23 protein-coding genes are annotated in these 20458 nt (G+C 69.8%); 18 read left to right on the forward strand and 5 right to left on the reverse strand.

Translation table 11 applies throughout. The features are described 5' to 3' along the window. The first annotated feature begins 87 nt into the window (after positions 1-87). Positions 88-1200 (forward strand): peptide chain release factor 2, encoded by a 1113-nt coding sequence (prfB, locus tag F6A08_RS07375; RefSeq protein WP_017202446.1) that lies wholly within the window; start codon positions 88-90, stop codon positions 1198-1200. 65 nt (positions 1201-1265) lie between these two features. Here the strand turns inward: prfB and F6A08_RS07380 are convergent, their stop codons facing one another. Both F6A08_RS07380 and F6A08_RS07385 read right to left on the reverse strand, forming a co-directional pair. Beyond that, on the reverse strand, positions 1266-2345 hold the full coding sequence (locus F6A08_RS07380) for a DUF2510 domain-containing protein (RefSeq protein ID WP_192576704.1): 1080 nt from the start codon (positions 2343-2345) through the stop codon (positions 1266-1268). A gap of 58 nt (positions 2346-2403) precedes the next feature. After that, positions 2404-3285: a DUF2510 domain-containing protein gene (locus tag F6A08_RS07385; RefSeq protein ID WP_151459037.1), complete on the reverse strand. Its 882-nt coding sequence runs from the start codon at positions 3283-3285 to the stop codon at positions 2404-2406. A 182-nt stretch (positions 3286-3467) separates the two neighbouring features. Between F6A08_RS07385 and ftsE the strand changes: the two genes are divergently transcribed. From ftsE to smpB, 3 genes are all read left to right on the forward strand, one after another. Beyond that, on the forward strand, positions 3468-4607 hold the full coding sequence (gene ftsE, locus F6A08_RS07390) for a cell division ATP-binding protein FtsE (RefSeq protein WP_151459038.1): 1140 nt from the start codon (positions 3468-3470) through the stop codon (positions 4605-4607). Beyond that, positions 4604-5518, forward strand: coding sequence for a permease-like cell division protein FtsX (ftsX, locus tag F6A08_RS07395; RefSeq protein WP_017202441.1), 915 nt, complete (start codon positions 4604-4606; stop codon positions 5516-5518). The genes ftsE and ftsX overlap by 4 nt, the downstream gene beginning before the upstream one ends. A 64-nt stretch (positions 5519-5582) precedes the next feature. Beyond that, a complete protein-coding gene (smpB, locus tag F6A08_RS07400) occupies positions 5583-6059 on the forward strand; it encodes an SsrA-binding protein SmpB (protein ID WP_017202440.1) in 477 nt (158 codons plus the stop codon). A 9-nt stretch (positions 6060-6068) separates the two neighbouring features. On the opposite strand, the gene F6A08_RS07405 is transcribed toward smpB, so the two are convergent. Beyond that, complete coding sequence (locus tag F6A08_RS07405) at positions 6069-7934, reverse strand: dipeptidyl-peptidase 5 (protein ID WP_151459039.1); 1866 nt, start codon at positions 7932-7934, stop codon at positions 6069-6071. A 51-nt stretch (positions 7935-7985) separates the two neighbouring features. After that, complete coding sequence (lexA, locus tag F6A08_RS07410; protein ID WP_151459040.1) at positions 7986-8672, reverse strand: transcriptional repressor LexA; 687 nt, start codon at positions 8670-8672, stop codon at positions 7986-7988. 289 nt (positions 8673-8961) lie between these two features. Between lexA and F6A08_RS07415 the strand changes: the two genes are divergently transcribed. The 6 genes from F6A08_RS07415 (at position 8962) to F6A08_RS07440 (ending at position 13354) form a co-directional block, all read left to right on the forward strand. Further along, entirely contained in the window at positions 8962-9330 is a 369-nt protein-coding gene (locus F6A08_RS07415; RefSeq protein WP_017202437.1) for a LysM peptidoglycan-binding domain-containing protein, read from the forward strand. A 63-nt stretch (positions 9331-9393) separates the two neighbouring features. After that, positions 9394-10479: a histidinol-phosphate transaminase gene (locus tag F6A08_RS07420; RefSeq protein WP_151459041.1), complete on the forward strand. Its 1086-nt coding sequence runs from the start codon at positions 9394-9396 to the stop codon at positions 10477-10479. Beyond that, positions 10476-11093 carry an imidazoleglycerol-phosphate dehydratase HisB gene (gene hisB / locus F6A08_RS07425; protein ID WP_017202435.1) on the forward strand — a complete coding sequence of 206 codons (618 nt, stop codon included), beginning with the start codon at positions 10476-10478 and terminating at the stop codon, positions 11091-11093. The genes F6A08_RS07420 and hisB overlap by 4 nt, the downstream gene beginning before the upstream one ends. Continuing rightward, entirely contained in the window at positions 11090-11725 is a 636-nt protein-coding gene (hisH, locus tag F6A08_RS07430) for an imidazole glycerol phosphate synthase subunit HisH (protein WP_017202434.1), read from the forward strand. The genes hisB and hisH overlap by 4 nt, the downstream gene beginning before the upstream one ends. A gap of 101 nt (positions 11726-11826) precedes the next feature. Then, on the forward strand, positions 11827-12573 hold the full coding sequence (gene priA / locus F6A08_RS07435; protein WP_017202433.1) for a bifunctional 1-(5-phosphoribosyl)-5-((5-phosphoribosylamino)methylideneamino)imidazole-4-carboxamide isomerase/phosphoribosylanthranilate isomerase PriA: 747 nt from the start codon (positions 11827-11829) through the stop codon (positions 12571-12573). Continuing rightward, a complete protein-coding gene (locus F6A08_RS07440; protein ID WP_151459042.1) occupies positions 12557-13354 on the forward strand; it encodes an SseB family protein in 798 nt (265 codons plus the stop codon). The genes priA and F6A08_RS07440 overlap by 17 nt, the downstream gene beginning before the upstream one ends. A gap of 136 nt (positions 13355-13490) precedes the next feature. Here the strand turns inward: F6A08_RS07440 and F6A08_RS07445 are convergent, their stop codons facing one another. Then, positions 13491-13889 (reverse strand): DUF1844 domain-containing protein, encoded by a 399-nt coding sequence (locus F6A08_RS07445; protein WP_017202431.1) that lies wholly within the window; start codon positions 13887-13889, stop codon positions 13491-13493. A gap of 222 nt (positions 13890-14111) precedes the next feature. On the opposite strand from F6A08_RS07445, the gene infC reads away from it, so the two are divergent. The 8 genes from infC to F6A08_RS07485 all read left to right on the forward strand — a co-directional run bounded on the left by infC (position 14112) and on the right by F6A08_RS07485 (position 20415). Further along, a complete protein-coding gene (gene infC, locus F6A08_RS07450) occupies positions 14112-14762 on the forward strand; it encodes a translation initiation factor IF-3 (RefSeq protein WP_017202430.1) in 651 nt (216 codons plus the stop codon). A gap of 73 nt (positions 14763-14835) precedes the next feature. Continuing rightward, the gene (gene rpmI / locus F6A08_RS07455) at positions 14836-15030 is read left to right on the forward strand and encodes a 50S ribosomal protein L35 (RefSeq protein ID WP_017202429.1); all 195 of its coding nucleotides are present in this window, start codon (positions 14836-14838) and stop codon (positions 15028-15030) included. Between the two features lie 33 nt (positions 15031-15063). Further along, complete coding sequence (gene rplT / locus F6A08_RS07460; protein ID WP_017202428.1) at positions 15064-15450, forward strand: 50S ribosomal protein L20; 387 nt, start codon at positions 15064-15066, stop codon at positions 15448-15450. An 84-nt stretch (positions 15451-15534) separates the two neighbouring features. Then, on the forward strand, positions 15535-16347 hold the full coding sequence (locus tag F6A08_RS07465; RefSeq protein ID WP_026049755.1) for a TrmH family RNA methyltransferase: 813 nt from the start codon (positions 15535-15537) through the stop codon (positions 16345-16347). A 52-nt stretch (positions 16348-16399) separates the two neighbouring features. After that, positions 16400-17071, forward strand: a complete 672-nt coding sequence (locus tag F6A08_RS07470) for a response regulator transcription factor (protein WP_017202426.1) — start codon at positions 16400-16402, stop codon at positions 17069-17071. Between the two features lie 3 nt (positions 17072-17074). Then, positions 17075-18451: a sensor histidine kinase gene (locus F6A08_RS07475; protein WP_192576706.1), complete on the forward strand. Its 1377-nt coding sequence runs from the start codon at positions 17075-17077 to the stop codon at positions 18449-18451. Then, a complete protein-coding gene (locus F6A08_RS07480) occupies positions 18448-19410 on the forward strand; it encodes a TAXI family TRAP transporter solute-binding subunit (RefSeq protein ID WP_151459043.1) in 963 nt (320 codons plus the stop codon). Before F6A08_RS07475 ends, F6A08_RS07480 begins: the two co-directional genes overlap by 4 nt. Before the next feature lie 258 nt (positions 19411-19668). Further along, the gene (locus tag F6A08_RS07485) at positions 19669-20415 is read left to right on the forward strand and encodes an amino acid ABC transporter ATP-binding protein (RefSeq protein WP_026049753.1); all 747 of its coding nucleotides are present in this window, start codon (positions 19669-19671) and stop codon (positions 20413-20415) included. Positions 20416-20458: the final 43 nt, after the last annotated feature.

A 20458-nucleotide genomic window follows, 5' to 3' on the forward strand; every position in this document is an offset into this window, starting at 1 on the left:
GCTCACGCCCTCACGCTACTCCTCGTCGGGCGTACCCCTCGTCGACACGTCCCCGCGCGGGCGGGCGGCACGTTAGGCTGAGGTGTCATGCTCGAACTAGATCTCTCCGCCGAAATCCAGGCGCTCAGGCACACCTTCGGCGACATCAGCGAGGTCGTCGATGTCTCCCGTCTCCGTGACGACATCGCGCGTCTCAGCGAGGAGGCCGGCGCCCCCGACCTCTGGGACGACACCGAGAACGCGCAGAAGGTGACCAGCGCGCTCAGCCACCGGCAGTCCGAGCTCGCGCGCATCACGGGCATCGCCCAGCGCCTCGACGACCTCGAGGTGCTCGTCGGACTGGCGAACGAGATGGGGGACGAGGACTCCGCCCAGGAGGCGCGCACCGAGCTCGCGGCCCTGACCGACCTGATCAACCAGCTCGAGGTGCAGACCCTCCTCGACGGCGAGTACGACGAACGAGCCGCGATCGTCACGATCCGCTCCGGCGCGGGCGGCGACGACGCCACCGACTTCGCCGAGATGCTCATGCGCATGTACCTGCGCTGGGCGGAGCGGCACAAGTACCCGGTGAAGGTCATGGACACCTCCTACGCGGAGGGCGCCGGCATCAAGTCGGCCACGTTCGAGATCGACGCCCCCTACGCGTTCGGCACCATCTCCGTGGAGGCGGGAACGCACCGCCTCGCCCGCATCAGCCCCTTCGGCTCCGCGGACAAGCGGCAGACGTCGTTCGCCGCGGTCGAGGTCATCCCGCTCATGGAGGAGGCGACCGAGGTCGACATCCCCGAGAGCGACATCCGCGTCGACGTGTTCCGCTCCTCCGGCCCCGGCGGCCAGTCCGTCAACACGACAGACTCCGCCGTGCGCCTGACGCACCTTCCGACCGGCATCGTCGTGTCGATGCAGAACGAGAAGTCGCAGATCCAGAACCGCGCCGCCGCGATGCGCGTGCTGCAGACCCGACTCCTGCTGCTGCAGAAGGAGCAGGAAGCGGCGAAGAAGAAGGAGCTCGCGGGCAACATCACCGCGAGCTGGGGCGACCAGATGCGCTCGTACTTCCTCTACGGACAGCAGCTCGTGAAGGATCTCCGCACCGGCCAGGAGTCCGGCAACCCTGCAGCGGTCTTCGACGGCGACCTCGACGACTTCATCTCGGCGGGCATCCGCTGGCGCAAGCGCAAGGACGACGATGACTGAGTCCTGAGTGACTCCATGACGAAGGGCCCCGGAGGATTCCGGGGCCCTTCGTCATGCAGCGGACGTCAGTACCCGGCGCCGCGGAGCGTGCCTGTGACGTCTTCGTAGCTGAAGACGATGCAGTGGACCGTGCGGTCGTCGGCGCGGGCCCAGGAGCTGCGGGTCGGCTGATACGAGTAGACGTCGAGCACCGACGACTCGTAGGGGACGCCGACGAACGCCTCGAACTGTGCGATGCACCCGTCCCAGGCGATCTCGTAGAGCGGGTCGTCACCGGGGAACTCGCTCTCGCCCTCGACCTGGAAGATGTAGTAGATCTCATCCGTGTGCGGCTGCTCGCACGGCACCACCGGGAGGTCGTAGATCTGGTCCTCGGCGTCGTACTCGACCAGCGGCAGGCAGTCGCCGACCTGGAGCTCCGCGAACGGCACCATCTCCGCGCCCTCGATCGCGGAGGGGTCGTCGCCCGGCGCCGGTGTCGCCCCTTCGGCCGGCGGGCGGGCGCTCGGCGTGGCGAACGGCTCCGGGGCGCGGTCGGCGATCGACGTCGCGGTGAACGTGATGAGCGAGACGGCGACGGCCAGCACGGCGCCCACGACGGCGACGACGAGGCCGGTGATCCCCGGCCACTTCCGACCGCGGACGAAGAGCGAGACCAGCGACAGCACGGCTCCCACGGCGAGCAGCCCCCATCCCGCCAGCGCGATGGGCGGGAGGCACGCGACGATGACGCCGACGACAACGACGATGAGTCCGATGACCCCCAGGACGGGGAACCGCGACGGTGCCGACGGGCCGGGCTGCCCGACGCCGGGAGCTCCGGGGACCGTGCCGTACGGCGGGTACGCCGCGGCGGGCGCGGGCTCGGTGCGTGCGAACCCGGTGTCGGGGGAGGACGGTGCGGTGTACGGCGGCGCGAACGGCGCAGGCTCAGCGGTCGCGGACGCATCCTCCGAGGGAGTCGCCTCCGCTGCGGCTGCGACTGTCTCCCGCGCCGACGCATCGGCATCGGCTGCAGCGTCGGAGGGATCCGGCGCCGCGGGGGCGGGCTGGGGCGCGGTGACGACGTGCTGCGTCCACTGCGTCCCATCCCACCACCGCCGGTTGCCCGAGCCGTCGTCGTACCACCCGGCAGGTGTCGTCATCGCCGTTCCCCGTGTGTTCTTCTCGATCGTTGCGTGGAGCCTTCGCCCGGGCTCGCTGTCAGGCCGCGAAGCAGGCCGCGAGGGCCTCGGTGTCGCCGAGCACTTCGGCGAAGCCGTACGCCGCATCCACGTCGGTGAGCGTTCCGTCGCTCTCCGCGATGGTGCGCAGCGTGGCGTTGTCGAGGTCGGAGGCCACGAACATGTCGGCGATGCAGGCGATCTGCGCCTCGGTGTAGCCCTCGGCGCCGGTCGTCGCGAAGATCGCCGTCAGACCCTGCGCGACCTCGGCCGCCGTCGGACGCACGCCCTGGTCGACGTCATCCGGTCCCGTGGTCTCGGCCGGTGCGCTCGCCTCGATCGACGGCGAGGAGCTCGGGAGCCGGTCGATCTCCTCGCTCACTCCCTGCGCGAACGCGAACAGGTAGATGAACGACATCACCACGCCGATGATGGTGCCGACGACGGACAGGACGAGGCCTGCGATGCCCGGCCACTTCCGGCCCTTGAGGAAGAGCGAGATGATCGAGACCACGAAGGCCGCCGCGAGCAGGATGAACCCCACGAAGCCGACGACGGGGATGAAGACCAGGATGGTGCCGAGAACGGCGAGCCCGAGACCCACGAGGCCGAGCACCGAGAGCTTCTTCGGGTCCTCCGGCGCCGGCTGACCGTAAGGGGCTCCGGCCGGGTCGGACGGGGCGGCGGAGTACGCACCGGGGTAGCCGGGCGTCGAGCCCGGGTACGCGGGAGCGGAGTACGCGGGAGCCGAGGCGGAGTCGCCAGGGGCCGGGTAGCTCGTGGTCACGGCCGTGTCGTCCACCGGTGTCGCCTCGGCGGAGGGGGCCTCGGCCTCGGGAGCGTACTGCTCGGTCCACTGCTGGCCGTCCCACCAGCGCTGTCGGCCCGATCCGTCGTCGTACCAGCCTGCAGGCGTTGACATGCGTCCCCCTCGAAGATTCATTCCGCCGCGGTGTGCCCGCGACGCATATCTCTGTATATCAGTGGGAGGTGACTCAGCGGGACGGCGATGCGGAGAGCGATGTCGCCCGCGCCCGGTCGCCCTGCGGCGTGCGGGGTGTCGCTCGCGGCCAGGAGAGAGGGCGCGCTTAGGCTCGAAGCGCCATGATTCGGTTCGAGAACGTCACGAAACGCTACCGCGGGACGTCGAAGCCCGCCCTCTCCGGTGTCGACTTCGAGGTGCAGCGCGGGGAGTTCGTCTTCCTCGTCGGGGCCTCGGGCTCCGGCAAATCCTCCTGTCTGCGGCTCATCCTGCGCGAGGACGTCCCCACGTCGGGCCGCATCGCCGTGCTGGGCCGTGACCTGCGTTCGCTCGCGAACCGCAAGGTGCCCTACTTCCGTCGCCACATCGGCTCGGTGTTCCAGGACTTCCGGCTGCTGCCGTCGAAGACCGTCTACCAGAACGTGGCCTTCACGCTTCAGGTGACGGGATCCTCGCGCGGCTTCATCCAGCAGGCCGTGCCGGAGGCGCTCGCGCTCGTGGGCCTCGACGGCAAGCAGAAGCGCATGCCGCATGAGCTCTCCGGCGGTGAGCAGCAGCGCGTCGCTATCGCGCGTGCGCTCGTCAACCGTCCGCAGGTGCTCCTCGCCGACGAGCCCACCGGAAACCTCGACCCCGCGACGTCGGTCGACATCATGCAGCTGCTCGCCCGCATCAACGCCGGCGGGACCACGGTGCTGATGGCGACGCACGAAGCGGGATTCGTCGACCAGATGCAGCGCCGCGTGATCGAGCTCCGTGACGGCGAGATGGTGCGCGACGAGGTGCACGGCGGATACGGAGACACCTCCAACATCCCCCGCCTCGTGCCGGAGGAGGTGCGCGGTGCCGCCGCGGCCGCAGCGCTCACAGCCGTGCAGGAGGTGCAGCGCCAGACCGCCGACCTCTCCGTGGTCCGAGCCGCCCTCGCCGAGGAGCTCCACGCGCAGCGGGTCGCAGCCGCCTCCGCCGACGATGCTCCGATTGACGCGACGGCCTCCGCGACGACGGTCGAGCCGCCGGAGACCACCCGTCCGCAGGAGACCGGCACCGCGAGCATCGTCGAGCCGCCCGCCGTCGTCGAGCCGCCCGCCGTGGTGGAGCCGCCTGCCGCGGAGCCGCCCGCCGTGGTCGAGCCCCCCGGAGTGGTCCGCCCCCGTACGCACCCGATCACGCTTCCGACGGTCGACGTCGCCGAGCTCGGGGTCGCCGACCGGCTCGGCCTCTCCGACGAGGACGACGAGGAAGTGGGCCCGACCTCATGAGAATCGGACTCATCCTGACCGAGGCCCTGGGGGGCCTCCGGCGCAACATCTCGATGGTCATCTCCGTCGTGCTCGTCACGTTCGTGTCGCTGACGTTCGTCGGTGCCGCCATCCTCATGCAGAACCAGATCGGCGTGATGCGCGGATACTGGGCCGAACGCGCCCAGGTCGCGGTGTACATGTGCTCGGCGGTCTCCGAGTCGGACACCTGCATCGACGGGGCCGCGAGCGAGGAGCAGGTCGACGCCGTGCGTGCACAGCTGGAGGGGGAGGCGCTCAAGCCCCTCATCAGCTCGATGACGTTCGACACCAAGGAGGAGACCTACGCCAAGCTCGTCGCCCAGCTCGGCGAGGACCAGGCGAGCGTGCTCACCCCCGACCAGGCCTTCGAGGTGTTCTTCGTCACCATGAAGGACCCGGGGCAGTCGCAGGTTCTCGCCGAGGCCTTCAGCGGGCAGGCGGGCGTGGAGCAGGTCAAGGACCAGCTGCAGTACCTCGAACCGCTGTTCTCCGCGCTGACGGTCGCGACGTACATCGCCGTCGGCATCGCGGTCCTCATGCTCATCGCGGCGACGCTGCTCATCGGCACCACCATCCGCCTCTCCGCCTATGCCAGACGCAAGGAGATCGGGATCATGCGCCTGGTGGGCGCGTCGAACCGATTCATCCAGACCCCGTTCGTGCTGGAGGGCGTGTTCGCGGCCTTCCTCGGGTCGGCGCTCGCGAGTGCGGCGGTCGTGGCGGGCGTGCACTTCGGCGTGAACGGCTACCTGCGCGGTCGCGTGCCCTTCATCACCACCTGGGTGACGATGCAGGACGCGGCGCTGGTCGTGCCCATCCTGATCGCGATCGGCGTCGTGCTCGCCGCCTTGTCCGCCGGATTCGCGATCCGACGCTGGCTTCGCACCTGATAGCCTGAAAGGCTGCTCGGACGGAACGATCGATCGAGCTCATCACGGCACACAGGAGAGCACCATGCCCAGGGAACGCGGAGAGAAGGTCGTCGCGACCAATCGTCGCGCACGTCACGACTACAACATCGAGAAGTCGTACGAGGCGGGGATGGTGCTCACCGGCACCGAAGTGAAGTCGCTCCGTCAGGGGCGCGCCAACCTCAGCGACGGCTACGCGTTCGTGAAGGGCAACGAGGTCTTCCTCGATTCGGTGCACATCCCGGAGTACTCCCAGGGCCACTGGACCAACCACTCCGCGAAGCGCATCCGCAAGCTGCTGCTGCACCGGGAGGAGATCGCGAAGATCGCGCACGCGGTCTCAGCGGGCGGGTACACCCTCATCCCGCTGAAGCTCTACTTCTCGGACGGGCGAGCCAAGGTCGAGATCGCGCTCGCGAAGGGCAAGCGCGAGTACGACAAGCGCCAGACCCTGCGCGAGCGCCAGGACACTCGGGAAGCCGAGCGCGCGATGCGCCTGCGCAACCGCGTGGGGGAGTGACCTTCAGCGTCACATCCGCGGCGTGAAGCCGAAGACGCGCCCGAGGAATCGCAGCTCGCGTTCGAGGGCGTCGACGATCGTGTCCGCGCTGCGGAAGCCGTGGCCCTCGCTCGGGTACAGCACGTACTCGTGGTCGACGCCGCGCGCGGCGAGGGCGTCGCGGATGGCCTCGGACTGCGAGGGCGGGACGACGCGGTCCTCGCCGCCCTGCAGGAGCAGCACCGGCACGTCGATGCGGTCGGTGTGCGTGAGCGGCGACCGCTCGATGTACACGTCTTCGCTCTCCGGGAGCGGCCCGACCAGGCCGTCGAGGTAGGACGCCTCGAAGTCGTGGGTCTCGGCGGCCAGCATCCGCAGGTCGGCGACGCCGTAGCGGCTGATGCCCGCCGCGAACGCACCCCCGCGCACGAGCGCCGAGAGCACCGTCCACCCGCCGGCGGAGCCTCCGCGGATCGCGATCCGCTCGGGGTCGGCGAGGCCGGCGTCGGCGAGACCCCTGGCCGCGGCGATCACATCGTCGACGTCGACCACGCCCCACTGTCCGTCCAGGCGCTCCCGGTAGGCGCGGCCGTAGCCGGTGGAGCCGCCGTAGTTGACGTCGAGCACGCCGATGCCCCGGCTGGTGAAGAACGCGACCGCTGCCGAGGACGCCCCGGTCACGTGGGCCGTCGGCCCGCCGTGGACCAGGACGACGTACGGCGGCAGCTCGTCGTCGGGAGCGGAGGCCTCGGGATGCGTCGGAGGGTACGCGAAGGCATGCACGGCGCCGTGGGGCCCGTCGACCTCGATCGATCGCGCCGGCGGCATCCATTGCGCATCGACGGGCTCGCCGCCCCGCACGGCGACGATCTCGCCGGAGTCGACGTCGACGCACCACAGGCCCGGGTCGACACGCGAGCCGTTCCCGGACAGCAGCACGCTCGTGCCCCTGGCGTCATCGATGCTGACGTGGCCGTCGGCGGGCGTGTCGATCGGCCGCACCTCGCCCTGCGCATCGATCAGCACGATCTGGTCGCGGCCGTTGGTGCGGACGGCGACGATCCTGCCGTCATCGAGCGGCCGGTACCAGCGGTTGCCGAGCACCCACAGTCCGTAGCCGGTGTCGGCATCGGCCGGAGCCACCGGCTGCGGGGCTCCGGCCGGCACGACGCCGTCGAGCGTGACGCGGTGGAGCCCCCACCGGCCGTCCGGGTCATCCGCGAAGACCAGTTCGGCCTCGCCGACCCACTCCGGCTGCAGCGCAGCGCGTGAGCGGATGCTCTGCGGGCGGCCTCCGTCGAGCTCCGCGACCTGTACGCCGGCGCCCTCCCACGGCATGCGGCCGCGGTCCCAGGCGACCCAGGCGAGCCGGGTGCCGTCGGGCGAGAGCGCCGGGTGGGCGAAGAACCCGTCTCCTTGTACGATCACCCGGACGGCCGAGGCGTCCTCTGCCGCGGAGCCGTCGGTCGGGATCTCCACGATCCCGCGAGTGTGCGGGGTGGTCGACAGGTCCTCACGCACGGCGAACAGGCGGCCCTGCCTAAGGTGCAGCCCGCCGTGCGAGGGGCCGGCCGGGGTGAGCGGCAGCGGATCGGCCGCCGGGCCCTGCCGGTACACGCGCTGATCGCCCGCGTCGACGAAGTACAGCGTTCCGTCGTCGTCCGCGGTCCACGCGCCGCCACCGTACTCGTGCACGCGCGAGCGTGCGCTCCACGGGGCGCGAAGCACCTCGGCTCCGGAGGAGCGTCGTACCGTGACGCGCCCCTTCTCCGCCGGGACGGACTCACCCCACCAGATCTCGGCGCCCACGAACCGGGCGCCGTCGATGCGCGGCGACGATGCCGCCACGGACGCGGCGGAGACGGGCGAGGGCCAGCTACCGAAAGGAGACGACATGCCTCGAGCCTATGGGCCGGCGGCAGACGACGTCACACGCGCGCTCTCGCGTCAGACCGCGCGGAGGACCGCCACGACCTTGCCGAGCACCACGGCCTCGTCGCCGAGGATCGGCTCGAAGGAGGAGTTGCGCGGCAGCAGCCACGTGTGACCGTCCCGACGCCGCAGCACCTTGACCGTCGCCTCGCCGTCGAGCATCGCCGCCACGATCTCGCCGTTCTCGGCGTTGTTCTGGGAGCGGACGACGACCCAGTCGCCGTCGCAGATCGCGGCGTCGATCATCGACTCGCCCGAGACCTTGAGCATGAAGAGATCGCCCTTGCCGACCAGCTGCCGGGGGAGCGGGAAGATCTCCTCGACCTGCTGCTCGGCGGTGATCGGCACTCCGGCGGCGATGCGTCCGACCAGGGGGACGAGGGCGGCGTCGCCGACCGGTGTCGCGATATCGGCCGGGTTCTCGCCGCTGGCGCCGGGGAGGTCGATCAGCACCTCCATGGCGCGGGTCTTGCCCGGATCGCGCCGCAGGTACCCGCTCAGCTCGAGCTGACCGAGCTGGTGCGTCACGCTGGAGAGCGACTTGAGTCCGACGGCGTCACCGATCTCGCGCATGCTCGGCGGGTAGCCGTGATGCGCGATCGAGTTCTGGATGACCTCGAGGATCGCCATCTGCTTGGGGCTGAGGCTCTTGCGACGACGCGTGCGCGGGGCCTCCGATTCGGGGGCGGAGTTCTCGCTCATGGTGCTCCTTCAGTGCGTGATCCCGACGTCCCTCTTCGAATGTCGGAGGCCCGTGGTGGGGTGTTCTCATCGAAACCGTATCCGAGAATCGAGCCGATCTGGAAGATCTGTTCGAGCGTGTCGGCCGATTCTCGGATCTGTTTTCGAAGAATACTTGACAGATGTTCGAACTCGAAGATAACTTCGGAACGTAGCTTCGCATTCACGGCTCCCGGCCGAGTCGCGAATGCGAACGCTACGCCAACTTCCCCGGCAGCCCACGGCTCCGGGTCAGGCTAAGGAGCACCACATGAGCAGCATCAGCTTCAGCACCGCAGCGGTCATCCCGACGTCGGCTCGTCCGACGACGCGACTCCGGCTGACGGCACGCGGTCGCGCCGTGATGCTCGGGCTGGCCTCCGTCCCGCTGGCGATCGGCATCGCGTTCGCGGCGCTCAGCGGCGGCTCCGCCGTGGCCTCCGGCGCGGATGCTCCTGCTGTCAGCGTCGAGACCGTCACGGTCATGCCGGGGGACACGCTCTGGTCGATCGCGAGCACGGTCGCCCCCGAGGTCGACCCGCGCGACGTGATCGGCGAGATCAGCCGCATGAACCTCCTCCACGGCGGAGAGCTGCAGATCGGCCAGGAGCTGGCGATCCCGGCGCAGTATACGAACTGAGAGCCGACGTCGTACGCCGCAACGTTGCCTCTCCTGTGCTGAGCGCCGCCTAGCATGGGAAGGGTGACCCTCTCCCTCAACGATCTTCCGCTGCGCGACGATCTGCGCGGACTCACTCCGTACGGTGCGCCGCAGGCTCCGCTCCCCATCGCGTTGAACGTGAACGAGAACACGCATCAGATCCCGGACGCGGTGGCGAGCGACATCCTCGACGACATCGCCGTGGCGATCCGCGACGTGAACCGCTATCCGGACCGGGAGTTCACCGCTCTGCGCGAGGCGTTCGCCGAGTACCTCGCGCACGGCCTCGCACCGGAGCAGATCTGGGCGGGCAACGGCTCCAACGAGGTGCTCCAGCACATCCTCCAGGCCTTCGGCGGCCCCGGCCGCACCGCGTTCGGGTTCGCGCCCACGTATTCGATGTACCCGCTGATCGCGCAGGGGACCGGGGCGCGCTGGATCGCCGGCACCCGTCAGCCCGACTACACGATCACCCCGGAGGAGGCCGCAGAGCAGGTGCGCGCCGCCGACCCCGACGTCGTCATCCTCTGCTCGCCGAACAACCCGACGGGCACGCCGCTCGGTCTGGATGTCGTCGAAGCCGTCTACGAGGCGGCGCGGGGCATCGTGATCGTCGACGAGGCGTATCAGGAGTTCGCTCCCCGCGACGCCGTGTCGGCACTGACGCTGCTCGATGGTCGCCCGCGGCTCGCGATCTCGCGGACCATGAGCAAGGCGTTCGCGTTCGCCGGCGCCCGCGTCGGCTATCTGGCCGCCGACCCCGCGTTCATCGATGCGCTGCGACTGGTGCGGCTGCCGTACCACCTGAGCGCCCTGACCCAGGCGGCAGCGGTCGCCGCCCTGCGCAACGCCGATGTGATGCTCGGCATGGTCGAGGACATCGTCGAGCAGCGCGACCGCATCACCGCGACGCTCGAGGCGCTCGGCTACACGCCGCACGAGTCCTGGTCGAACTTCGTCCTGTTCGGCGGCGTCGCCGATCCGCGCGCGACGTGGCAGCAGCTGTACGACCGCGGGGTGCTGGTCCGCGACGTCGGGATCCCCGGCCACCTCCGGGTGAGCGCGGGCACCGAGGCCGAGACCACCGCGTTCCTGGACGCTCTCGCCTCGATAGGATCGGCATCATGAGCACCTCCGCACCGACCCCGCGCACCGCGAGCCGCGTCCGCAGCACGTCGGAGTCCACCGTCGAGCTCGAGCTGAATCTCGACGGCACCGGCGCGAGCCGCATCGACACCTCGGTGCCCTTCTTCGACCACATGCTCACGGCCTTCGCGAAGCACTCGCTCACCGACCTCACCGTGCGCGCCTCCGGTGACACGCACATCGACGCGCACCACACCGTGGAAGACGTCTCGATCGTCCTCGGTCAGGCCATCCTCGAGGCGCTGGGCGACAAGTCGGGCATCGCACGGTACGGCGACGCCCTGGTGCCTCTCGACGAGGCGTTGGCGCAGGCGGTCGTCGACATCTCCGGAAGGCCGTACCTCGTCCACACGGGCGAGCCCGCCGGTTTCGAGCACCACCTCATCGGCGGGCACTTCACCGGCTCCCTCGTGCGCCACGCCTTCGAGGCGATCGCGTTCAACGCCGCGCTGACCGTGCACGTACGCGTCCTCGGCGGGCGCGACCCGCACCACATCGCCGAGGCCGAGTTCAAGGCGTTCGCGCGTGCGTTCCGTCAGGCGAAGGCCCTCGACCCGCTCGTCGACGGCATCCCCTCCACCAAGGGAGCGCTGTGAGCACGGCACCCCGCGTCGCCGTCTTCGACTACGAGTCGGGCAACGTCCACTCCGCCGTCAAGGCGCTGGCGGCCGCGGGAGCAGACGCTGTGCTGACGCGGGACCGCACCGCCGCGCTCGAAGCCGACGGCCTCGTCGTCCCCGGCGTCGGCGCATTCCAGGCCGTCCGCGACGCGCTCTCCGCGCACGGCGGCGACGAGATCATCGGCCGCCGCCTCGCGGGCGGTCGTCCCGTCCTCGGCATCTGTGTCGGCATGCAGGTGCTGTTCGAGCACGGCGTCGAGCGCGGTCACGACACGACGGGCCTCGGCGAGTGGCCGGGCGCCGTCACCGAGCTCAACGCGCCTGTCCTGCCGCACATGGGATGGAACACCGTGGAGCCCGGCGCCGACAGCGTGCTCTTCCGCGGGATCGAGCAGGAGCGGTTCTACTTCGTGCACTCCTACGCGGCCCAGTCCTGGGAGCTCGATGTCATCCCGCCGTTCCCGCAACCCGTGCTGACGTGGGCGACCTACGGCGACCCGTTCCTCGCCGCGGTGGAGAACGGTCCGCTCTCGGCGACGCAGTTCCACCCGGAGAAGTCGGGCGAAGCGGGGATCCAGCTGCTGCGGAACTGGGTCGGAAGCCTCTGACCCGGGCGGTGACGCCCCCGTTTTGTGCCCCGCCGCCCGGCGGACTACCCTCGGTTCTCGTGCCCGCCCCGGGCCGGAGACCCCCCCGATCCAAGGACCCCATGAACGACTTCGCACAGTCCCCTTCGCTCACGCTCCTTCCCGCGGTCGACGTCGCAGGGGGCAAGGCCGTCCGCCTCACCCAGGGCGAGGCCGGGACCGAGACGAACTACGGCGACCCGCTCGACGCCGCGGGGGAGTGGGTCTCGCAGGGGGCGTCCTGGATCCACCTGGTCGACCTGGATGCGGCTTTCGGCCGCGGCAGCAACGCCTCGATCCTGCGCAAGGTCATCAAGCAGTTCAAGAACGTCAACGTCGAGCTCTCCGGGGGCATCCGCGACGACGCGAGCCTCGAGGCGGCTCTGGAGAGCGGCGCCGCGCGCATCAACCTCGGCACCGCGGCGCTGGAGAACCCGGAGTGGGCGGCCGACGTGATCAGCCGGTACGGCGAGGCGATCGCCGTGGGCCTCGACGTCCGTGGCACCACCCTCGCGGCGCGCGGCTGGACGAAGGAGGGCGGCGACCTCTGGGAGGTGCTGGAGCGCCTGGAGGACGCCGGCTGCAGCCGCTATGTCGTGACCGACGTGACCAAGGACGGCACGCTCCGCGGCCCGAACCTCGAGCTGCTGCGCGAGGTGACCTCGCGCACGCCGAAGCCCGTCGTGGCGTCCGGCGGCATCTCCAACCTCGACGACATCGCCGCGCTCCGCGAGCTCGTGCCGCTGGGCGTCGAGGGTGCGATCGTCGGCAAGGCCCTCTACGCGGGAGCGTTCACACTCGCTGAGGCGCTGGATGTCGCAGGAGACTGACCCGCACTCCTGCGGCCCCGAGCCGCACAACCACGGCGACTCCGCCGGGGTTCCGTGGGAGGGCCGCAGCTTCGAGTCGAATCCGCATGCGGCGGACGACGGATCCGCCGACCCGGCGCTGCTGGCCGCTCTGCTGCGCTTCCGCGCAGGGGAGGGCAGCCAGTCCGAGGTCGTCGACGCCTTCCGTGCCGCCCGTGTGCTGGTGCCTCTCATCGCGGAGAAGGGGGAGGAAGGGATCGCCCCCAACGGTCTCACCGTCGACAAGACGCAGGAGCTCTCCATCGTCACGGTCGCGGCTCCGGATGGTCGGCGCGTCCAGCCGGTGTTCTCGTCGGTCCAGGCGATGCAGGCGTGGGACTCGTCGGCGCGACCCATCCCCGTCGAGGCGGTCCGCGCGGCGTTGGCCGCCTCGTCGGAGGACACCGACCTGATCGTGCTCGACCCGACGTCCGACACCGAGTTCGTCATCCGGCGTCCCGCCGTCTGGGCGATCGCTCAGGAACAGCGCTGGGAGCCGAGCTTCCTGTCGACCGAGGTGTTCACAGCGCTGCAGGAGAGCGTGGCCCACGAACTGGCCGTGATCGATGTGGCGGTGGCTTCCGGAGACCCCGACGCGCGTCTGCGCGGTCCCGAGCTCATCGTGGTCCTGGAGCTGGTCGACGGACTCGAACGTGAGGTGCTCGACGCCGTGCTCTCGCGTCTCGCGTCTCGCTGGGCATCGGATGACCGGATCGCCGTGCTCGTCGACTCCCTCACCGTGAAGCTCCGCCGCAGCGCCTGAACCGCTTCGCTACGCTCGGGGACATGCCCCGGACTCTGGTGCGAGCCCTCGCGGCCGTCGTGCTGCTCGGAGGCGCCGTCGCCGGCACTTCCGGCTGCGTGATCAACGCGTGCCCGGCGATCGCCTACATCAGCATCTAGTTGACGGGACCGGTCCACTTCTCGCCCGGGCCCTTGCCGATCGGGTCGGGGATCGTGGACGCCTCGCGGAACGCGAGCTGCAGCGAACGGAGGCCGTCGCGCAGGGAGCGGGCGTGCATGTCGCTGATCTCGGGGGCGCCGGCGGTGATCAGCCCTGCGAGAGCGTTGATGAGCTTGCGCGCCTCGTCCAGGTCGAGCTGGGCGGCGGCGTCCGGATCGTCGGCCAGGCCGAGCTTCACGGCCGCGGCGCTCATGAGGTGCACGGCCGCGGTGGTGATCACCTCGACGGCGGGGACGTCGGCGATGTCCCGAGTGGCCGATGAGGCGGCCTCCTCCTGACGTGCCCAGCGCTCTTCGCGCTCCTGTGCCGCCTCGTCCGATGCCTGGTTCGTCACTTCGCCTTGCTTTCTGTTAGACTTTGGCGGGCTCCGGAGCGTCATGCTCCGGATCGAAAGAGGATTCACTTCCCACCCGCGCTTGCCGTTCCAGGCTACCGGGTCTTGCACTCCACCGGCTCCGTTCGCAGAACGGCTCCGGCAGACTGGGTGCGGAGCCGGCGTCTGAATGCCGGTGGGTGGGACGATTCCGATTTCGCCCGTGAGGCAGACAGCGTCACGGTGGCCGAATCCCCATCGTCTAAGGAGCTCCGCATCAGCGATCCCCGTACCAATGAGCGCATCCGCGTCCCCGAGGTCCGCCTCGTCGGCCCCGCGGGTGAGCAGATCGGCGTCGTCCGTATCGAGGCCGCACTGCGCCTCGCGCAGGAAGCCGATCTCGACCTCGTCGAGGTCGCCCCGAACTCGAAGCCGCCTGTGGTCAAGATCATGGACTACGGCAAGTTCAAGTACGAGGCCGCACAGAAGGAAAAGGAAGCTCGCCGCAACCAGGCGAACACGATCCTCAAGGAAGTCCGCTTCCGACTGAAGATCGAGGCGCACGACTACACGACCAAGCTCAAGCGCGCCGAGGGTTTCCTCAAGGCCGGCGACAAGGTCAAGGCCATGATCCTCTTCCGCGGTCGCGAGCAGTCGCGCCCGGAGCAGGGTGTCCGCCTGCTGCGCAAGTTCGCAGAGGACGTCGCCGAGTTCGGAACGGTCGAGTCCAACCCGACCATCGACGGCCGCAACATGGTCATGGTCGTGGCTCCGCTCAAGAGCAAGTCCGAGGCCAAGCAGGAGCAGAACGCCGTCCGCGACGCGCAGCGCGCCGACAAGAAGCAGGCCGCGCGCGAGGCGAAGAGCGAGTCCGCAGCCACTCCCGCGGAGTAACTCCCGCCCCCAGAACTCCCGCACCGCGGGTTGACACCGTCGCCTGAGAAGGCGCCATACGAAGGAAGAGAAGATGCCGAAGCAGAAGACCCACTCGGGTGCTAAGAAGCGCTTCAAGATCACCGGCAGCGGAAAGCTGAAGAAGCAGCAGGCGAACATGCGCCACAACCTCGAGCACAAGTCGAGCCGTCGCACCCGCCGCCTCAACCAGGACCAGGTGCTCTCGAAGGCTGACACCAAGGTCGCGAAGAAGCTTCTCGGTCGCTGACGCGCCCGAACGCACGAATAGGAACACAGGAAAATGGCAAGAGTCAAGCGGGCGGTAAACGCCCACAAGAAGCGTCGCGTCATCCTCGAGCGCGCCTCCGGTTACCGCGGCCAGCGTTCGCGCCTCTACCGGAAGGCCAAGGAGCAGGTCATCCACTCCCTGGTCTACTCGTACCGGGACCGTCGCAAGCGCAAGGGCGACTTCCGTCGTCTCTGGATCCAGCGCATCAACGCCGCTGCTCGCCAGAACGGCATGACCTACAACCGCTTCATCCAGGGCCTCGGCCTCGCGGGTGTCACGGTCGACCGTCGCATGCTCGCCGACCTCGCGGTCAACGACGCTGCCACGTTCACGACCCTGGTCGAGACGGCGAAGAAGGCTCTGCCCTCCGACGTCAACGCGCCGAAGTCGGCTGCGTAAGCACCTCTTCACGAACGGGCGTCTTCCTCCGGGAAGGCGCCCGTTTCGCGTTCTCCAGGACGGCGGTGACCCTAGACTGTGATCGTGCTGGAGAACCCCCGCTCGCCCCGAGTCCGTGCCGTCGCGAAGCTGACCAAGCGCAGTGCGCGCACCGAGACCGGACTGTTCCTCCTGGAGGGACCGCAATCCGTCCGCGAGGCGCTGACCTATCGTCCCGATGCGATCGTCGAGCTGTTCGCGACGCCCACCGGCTGGGAGAAGCACCCGGACATCCGGGCCAAGGCCGCCGAGGCCGACATCGACGTCGAGTACGTCACCGAGTACGTGCTGAACGCGATGGCCGACACCGTCACCCCGCAGGGACTGGTCGCGGTCGTGCAGCAGACGCCGACGTCGGTGCGCGACATCTTCGACGCCTCGCCCCGTCTCGTCGCGATCTGCGAGGAGGTGCGCGACCCGGGCAACCTCGGCACGATCATCCGCGCGGCCGATGCCGCCGGCGCTGATGCCGTCGTCCTGACCGGGCGCACGGTCGACCCGTACAACCCGAAGGTGGTGCGCGCCACGACCGGCTCGCTGTTCCACCTGCCGGTCTCGGTCGGCGGAGACCTCGACGAGGTCGTCCGACGCGCCCACGATGCCGGCCTGCGCATCCTCGCGGCCGACGTGAAGGGCGAGGACCTGCTGCAGGCACGCGCCGAGGGCGTGCTGGCGGAGCCGACCGGATGGCTCTTCGGCAACGAGGCGCGGGGGCTCGAGGATGAGGCGCTCGCGTTGGCCGACCAGGTGCTGCGGCTGCCGATCTTCGGGCGCGCGGAGTCCTTGAACCTCGCGACCGCCGCGAGCGTGTGCCTCTACGAGAGCGCGTTCGCGCAACGTGCGACGCCCCGCGACTGAACGCGGTTTCGGACGCTGATGGGGAAGCGGGGCTGATGGGGAAGCGGGGCCGATGAGGATTCTGATCGTCGAGGACGACGAACGGGTCGCGGCCGCCCTCGAGGCGTTCCTCGCTCGGTCCGGCTATGCGACCGTGCGTGCGGCGGACGGCGCGGCCGCCCTGGATCTGCTGGGTGCGGACACCGAGGTGGTGCTGCTGGATCTCGGGCTGCCCGACGTCGACGGCATCGACCTCTGCCGACGCATCCGCGGGCGCTCCGACGTCCCGATCGTGATCGTGACCGCGCGCAACCAGGTGGCGGAGCGGATCAAGGGCCTGCGAGCGGGCGCGGACGACTTCGTCGTGAAGCCCTATGACGTGCACGAGCTGCTCGCCCGGATCGAGGCGGTGACGCGGCGCTCGCGTCCGATCATCCCGGAGTCGGACGCCGAGGTGCTGCTGCGCGACGGGGGCCTGCGCATCGACCTGGTGTCGCGTCAGGTGCTCGTGGACGGTGCGCCGGTGGAGCTCACGCGCAAGGAGTTCGACATCGTCGCGGTGCTGGCGCGCTACCCCGGCGTCGCGGTGCCGAAGGAGCGCCTGATCCGCGAGGTCTGGAACACGGATTGGCGCGGCTTCTCGCACTCGCTCGAGGTGCACGTCGGCGCGATCCGCAGGAAGACCGGGGACCGACGGCTGATCGAGACCGTCCGCGGGGTCGGCTATCGGCTTGCGGGAGCGTGAGTCGTGCGCAGGCGCTTGATCGTGGTGTTCCTCGTGCCGCTGGTGGCGATCCTGGTGGCGCTCGGCGGTGCGGCGGGGTGGAGTGCCGCGAGGAGCGTGCAGCAGGCGTTCTACACGCAGCAGCTCGGTGACCTGGGCTACTTCGCGACGAGCGCGCGTCAGGCCCTGCGCTCGGGGAGCCCGGCCGTCATCGATGCCGAGGTCAGGCGGTTCCAGGAGGTGTACGGGATCGAGGTGACGGTGTTCGACCTCGGCGGCTCCGTCTGGGCGGCCGGGGACCACGACGGCGCCGTGCTCGGGGATGAGGACGCCGAACGGGTGAAGCTCGCCCTCTCCGGGCGTCGCGCCGAGCAGCCGACCACGGACGTGCCCTGGGGTGTCGCGGATGCGGCCCTGGCGGAGCCGGTCTTCGACGACGGGGACGTGATCGGCGCGGTGCTCGTCTCCGCCGACGCGGAAGCGCCGCGCACCGCGATCCTGCAGCAGCTCCTCCTCTTCGCGGCGATCGTGCTCGTCCTGACCGCTCTCGGCGTTCTCCTGGTGTTCCGGCTGGCGCGGTGGGTGCTGTCGCCGGTCGGACGTCTGGACGAGGCGATGGTGGCCATCGAGCGCGGCGAGATGGATGCGCGCGTCGCGGAGGACGCGGGGCCGCCCGAGCTGCGGCGCATGACTCAGGTGTTCAACGGGATGGCCGATCAGATCGAGCGGGTCATGACGCGGCAGCAGGAGTTCGCGCTGAACGCCTCGCACGAGCTGCGCAACCCGCTCAACGCCCTGCTGCTGCGCGTCGAGCACCTCGCCACGGGGCTGGGACCCGAGTGGCGGGATGACATCGAGGAGACGCGGGAGGAGGGCCGACGGATGACGCGCATCCTGGAGACGCTGCTGGGTCTGGCGCGGGGCGGACGCGGCGATTCGACGATCTCGGCCGTCGATCTCGCTGCCCTCGCCGCGCGTCGTCTGGACGCCTGGCGAGACGTCGCCGCCGGGCGGGGCATCGAGCTGCGATCGACCGGCGACGCCTCGGTGATGAGCAGCACGGATCGCACGATCGTGGAGAGTGCGTTGGACGCGGTGATCGACAACGCGGTCAAGTACTCCCCGGACGGCGGCTGGATCGAGATCGGTGCGCGGCGCGACGGAGGGACGTGCCGGCTCACGGTCCGGGATCGCGGACCGGGGCTGACTGACGAGCAGGCCGCCGCCGCCACCGACCGGTTCTGGCGCAGCGCCGACACCGGAGACATCCCCGGATCGGGTCTCGGGCTCGCGATCGCCACGGATCTGCTGGCCACGGTCGGCGGCGAACTCGCGGTCGCCGCCGCTGATGGGGGCGGCCTCGTCGTCGAGCTCGTCCTCCGGGACAGGACCCCGCGATGAGGGCGGTCGCACGGCGCTTGGCCGCCGGGGTCGTGGCGCTCGCCGTGCTCGGCGCGCTCTCGGCCTGCAGCGCGCGGGCGACGGAATGGGGCGACGGGGAGTACGAGGTCGCCGGCGGCGGATCGACGGGCGTCTATTACGACTACGGCCGTCACCTGGCCGATGAGCTGTCCGACTCCCTGGGAGTCGCCCTGTCGGTCCGGGAGACCGCGGGCTCCGTCGACAACCTGCTCCGGGTGGCGTCGGGGGAGGCGCTCCTCGGCTTCGCCCAGGGGGACACCGCGGCGGACGCGGTAGCGGGGAAGGGCGCGTTCGACCAGCCTCTTCCGGTGCGGGCGCTCGCGCGGCTGTATGACGAGTACGTGCAGGTGGTGGTGCGAGACGACTCCGCCATCGACGACATCGGCGACCTCGCAGGACGCACGATCTCCCTCGGCGCCGAGAACTCCGGGGTCAACGTGATCGCGGCGCGGATCCTGGCCGCGGCGGATGTGGACACCGCGTCCGTCCACGACGCGAGACTCGATCTGGCCGCGTCGATCGCCGCGATGGAGAGCGGTGAGATCGACGGCTTCTTCTGGGTGGGCGGACTGCCCACCCCGGGCATCTCCGCTCTGGCCGGGACGACACCGGTGCGACTGCTGCCGGTCGATCAGGAGTGGGTCAACCGCGTCAACGAGCAGTACTCGCACGCCTACCGACCGGCGGACGTGCCGGCGGGCACCTACGGGATCACGACCTCGGCGCCGACGATGGCGGTGCCGAACTACCTGATCACCTCGTCGAGCACCCCGGACGATGTGGCACGCGACGTGCTGACCGGCCTGTTCGACGCGCGGCTGCGGATCGCGGGCGAGGTGCCCACGGCGGCCCTGCTGGACCGTCGATCGGCGATCTTCACCGGGCCGGTCCCGCTGCATCCGGGCGCGATCGCCTTCTACCGGGCGCTGCGCGGCTGAGGTCTGCTCAAGAAATCCTCAAGAATTCTGATATCCCCGCATCGCTCTGCCAGTGTGAGGTCGATCGCACACGATCGGAGGCCTGCTGCTCTGCTGTCGCTGGGAGCGCAGCAGCAGGACGATCCCGCGGCCCGAGGGGGCGGGTCGTGGGGTGTCGATGCAGGGTTGCATCGGCGCCGCGATCAGGTGATTACGAACGTGTAAATCTCACCGATGTGCCTGGAGCACCGGGTACGACGTGGCTAGTTTGGAGAAATGATGACCTCTGATACACCCCTCGTCGTGGTCGAGAACGTCCAGAAGCACTATGGCGACTTCCAGGCGCTCACCGACATCGATCTGACCGTCAACTCGGGCGAGGTCGTCGTCGTGATCGGCCCCTCCGGCTCGGGCAAGTCGACGCTGTGCCGCACGATCAACCGGCTCGAGACGATCACCAGCGGGAGCATCCGCATCGACGGCAAAGAGCTCCCGGCCGAGGGCAAGGGCCTCGCGAACCTGCGGGCCGACGTCGGCATGGTGTTCCAGTCGTTCAACCTGTTCGCGCACCTGACGATCCTCGAGAACGTCACCCTCGGTCCCATCAAGGTCCGCGGGCTCAAGAAGGCGGACGCCGAGGCCGAGGCCATGACGCTGCTCAACCGCGTCGGCGTGGCGCAGCAGGCGAACAAGCTCCCCGCGCAGCTCTCCGGCGGACAGCAGCAGCGCGTCGCGATCGCGCGCGCCCTCGCCATGCAGCCCAAGGTGATGCTGTTCGATGAGCCGACCAGCGCGCTGGACCCCGAGATGATCAACGAGGTGCTCGACGTCATGGTCGAGCTCGCCCAGGACGGCATGACCATGATCGTGGTCACGCACGAGATGGGCTTCGCGCGGAAGGCCGCCGACCGTGTCGTCTTCATGGCGGACGGGCGGATCGTGGAGGAGGCGACTCCCGAGGAGTTCTTCACGAACCCGAAGAGCGACCGTGCCAAGGACTTCCTGTCGAAGCTCCTCACGCACTGACGCGCACCATCGCACCACACAGACCCTGCACACACAGCACACG

The organism is Microbacterium algeriense, from assembly GCF_008868005.1.
Lineage (GTDB): Bacteria > Actinomycetota > Actinomycetes > Actinomycetales > Microbacteriaceae > Microbacterium > Microbacterium algeriense.

Coding starts and splice junctions, on each gene's coding strand:
- prfB (WP_017202446.1), top strand. CDS start 88: ATGCTCGAACTAGATCTCTCCGCCGAAATCCAGGCGCTCAGGCACACC.
- F6A08_RS07380 (WP_192576704.1), bottom strand. CDS start 2,345: ATGACGACACCTGCCGGGTGGTACGACGACGGCTCGGGCAACCGGCGG.
- F6A08_RS07385 (WP_151459037.1), bottom strand. CDS start 3,285: ATGTCAACGCCTGCAGGCTGGTACGACGACGGATCGGGCCGACAGCGC.
- ftsE (WP_151459038.1), top strand. CDS start 3,468: ATGATTCGGTTCGAGAACGTCACGAAACGCTACCGCGGGACGTCGAAG.
- ftsX (WP_017202441.1), top strand. CDS start 4,604: ATGAGAATCGGACTCATCCTGACCGAGGCCCTGGGGGGCCTCCGGCGC.
- smpB (WP_017202440.1), top strand. CDS start 5,583: ATGCCCAGGGAACGCGGAGAGAAGGTCGTCGCGACCAATCGTCGCGCA.
- F6A08_RS07405 (WP_151459039.1), bottom strand. CDS start 7,934: ATGTCGTCTCCTTTCGGTAGCTGGCCCTCGCCCGTCTCCGCCGCGTCC.
- lexA (WP_151459040.1), bottom strand. CDS start 8,672: ATGAGCGAGAACTCCGCCCCCGAATCGGAGGCCCCGCGCACGCGTCGT.
- F6A08_RS07415 (WP_017202437.1), top strand. CDS start 8,962: ATGAGCAGCATCAGCTTCAGCACCGCAGCGGTCATCCCGACGTCGGCT.
- hisB (WP_017202435.1), top strand. CDS start 10,476: ATGAGCACCTCCGCACCGACCCCGCGCACCGCGAGCCGCGTCCGCAGC.
- priA (WP_017202433.1), top strand. CDS start 11,827: ATGAACGACTTCGCACAGTCCCCTTCGCTCACGCTCCTTCCCGCGGTC.
- F6A08_RS07440 (WP_151459042.1), top strand. CDS start 12,557: ATGTCGCAGGAGACTGACCCGCACTCCTGCGGCCCCGAGCCGCACAAC.
- rpmI (WP_017202429.1), top strand. CDS start 14,836: ATGCCGAAGCAGAAGACCCACTCGGGTGCTAAGAAGCGCTTCAAGATC.
- rplT (WP_017202428.1), top strand. CDS start 15,064: ATGGCAAGAGTCAAGCGGGCGGTAAACGCCCACAAGAAGCGTCGCGTC.
- F6A08_RS07470 (WP_017202426.1), top strand. CDS start 16,400: ATGAGGATTCTGATCGTCGAGGACGACGAACGGGTCGCGGCCGCCCTC.
- F6A08_RS07480 (WP_151459043.1), top strand. CDS start 18,448: ATGAGGGCGGTCGCACGGCGCTTGGCCGCCGGGGTCGTGGCGCTCGCC.
- F6A08_RS07485 (WP_026049753.1), top strand. CDS start 19,669: ATGACCTCTGATACACCCCTCGTCGTGGTCGAGAACGTCCAGAAGCAC.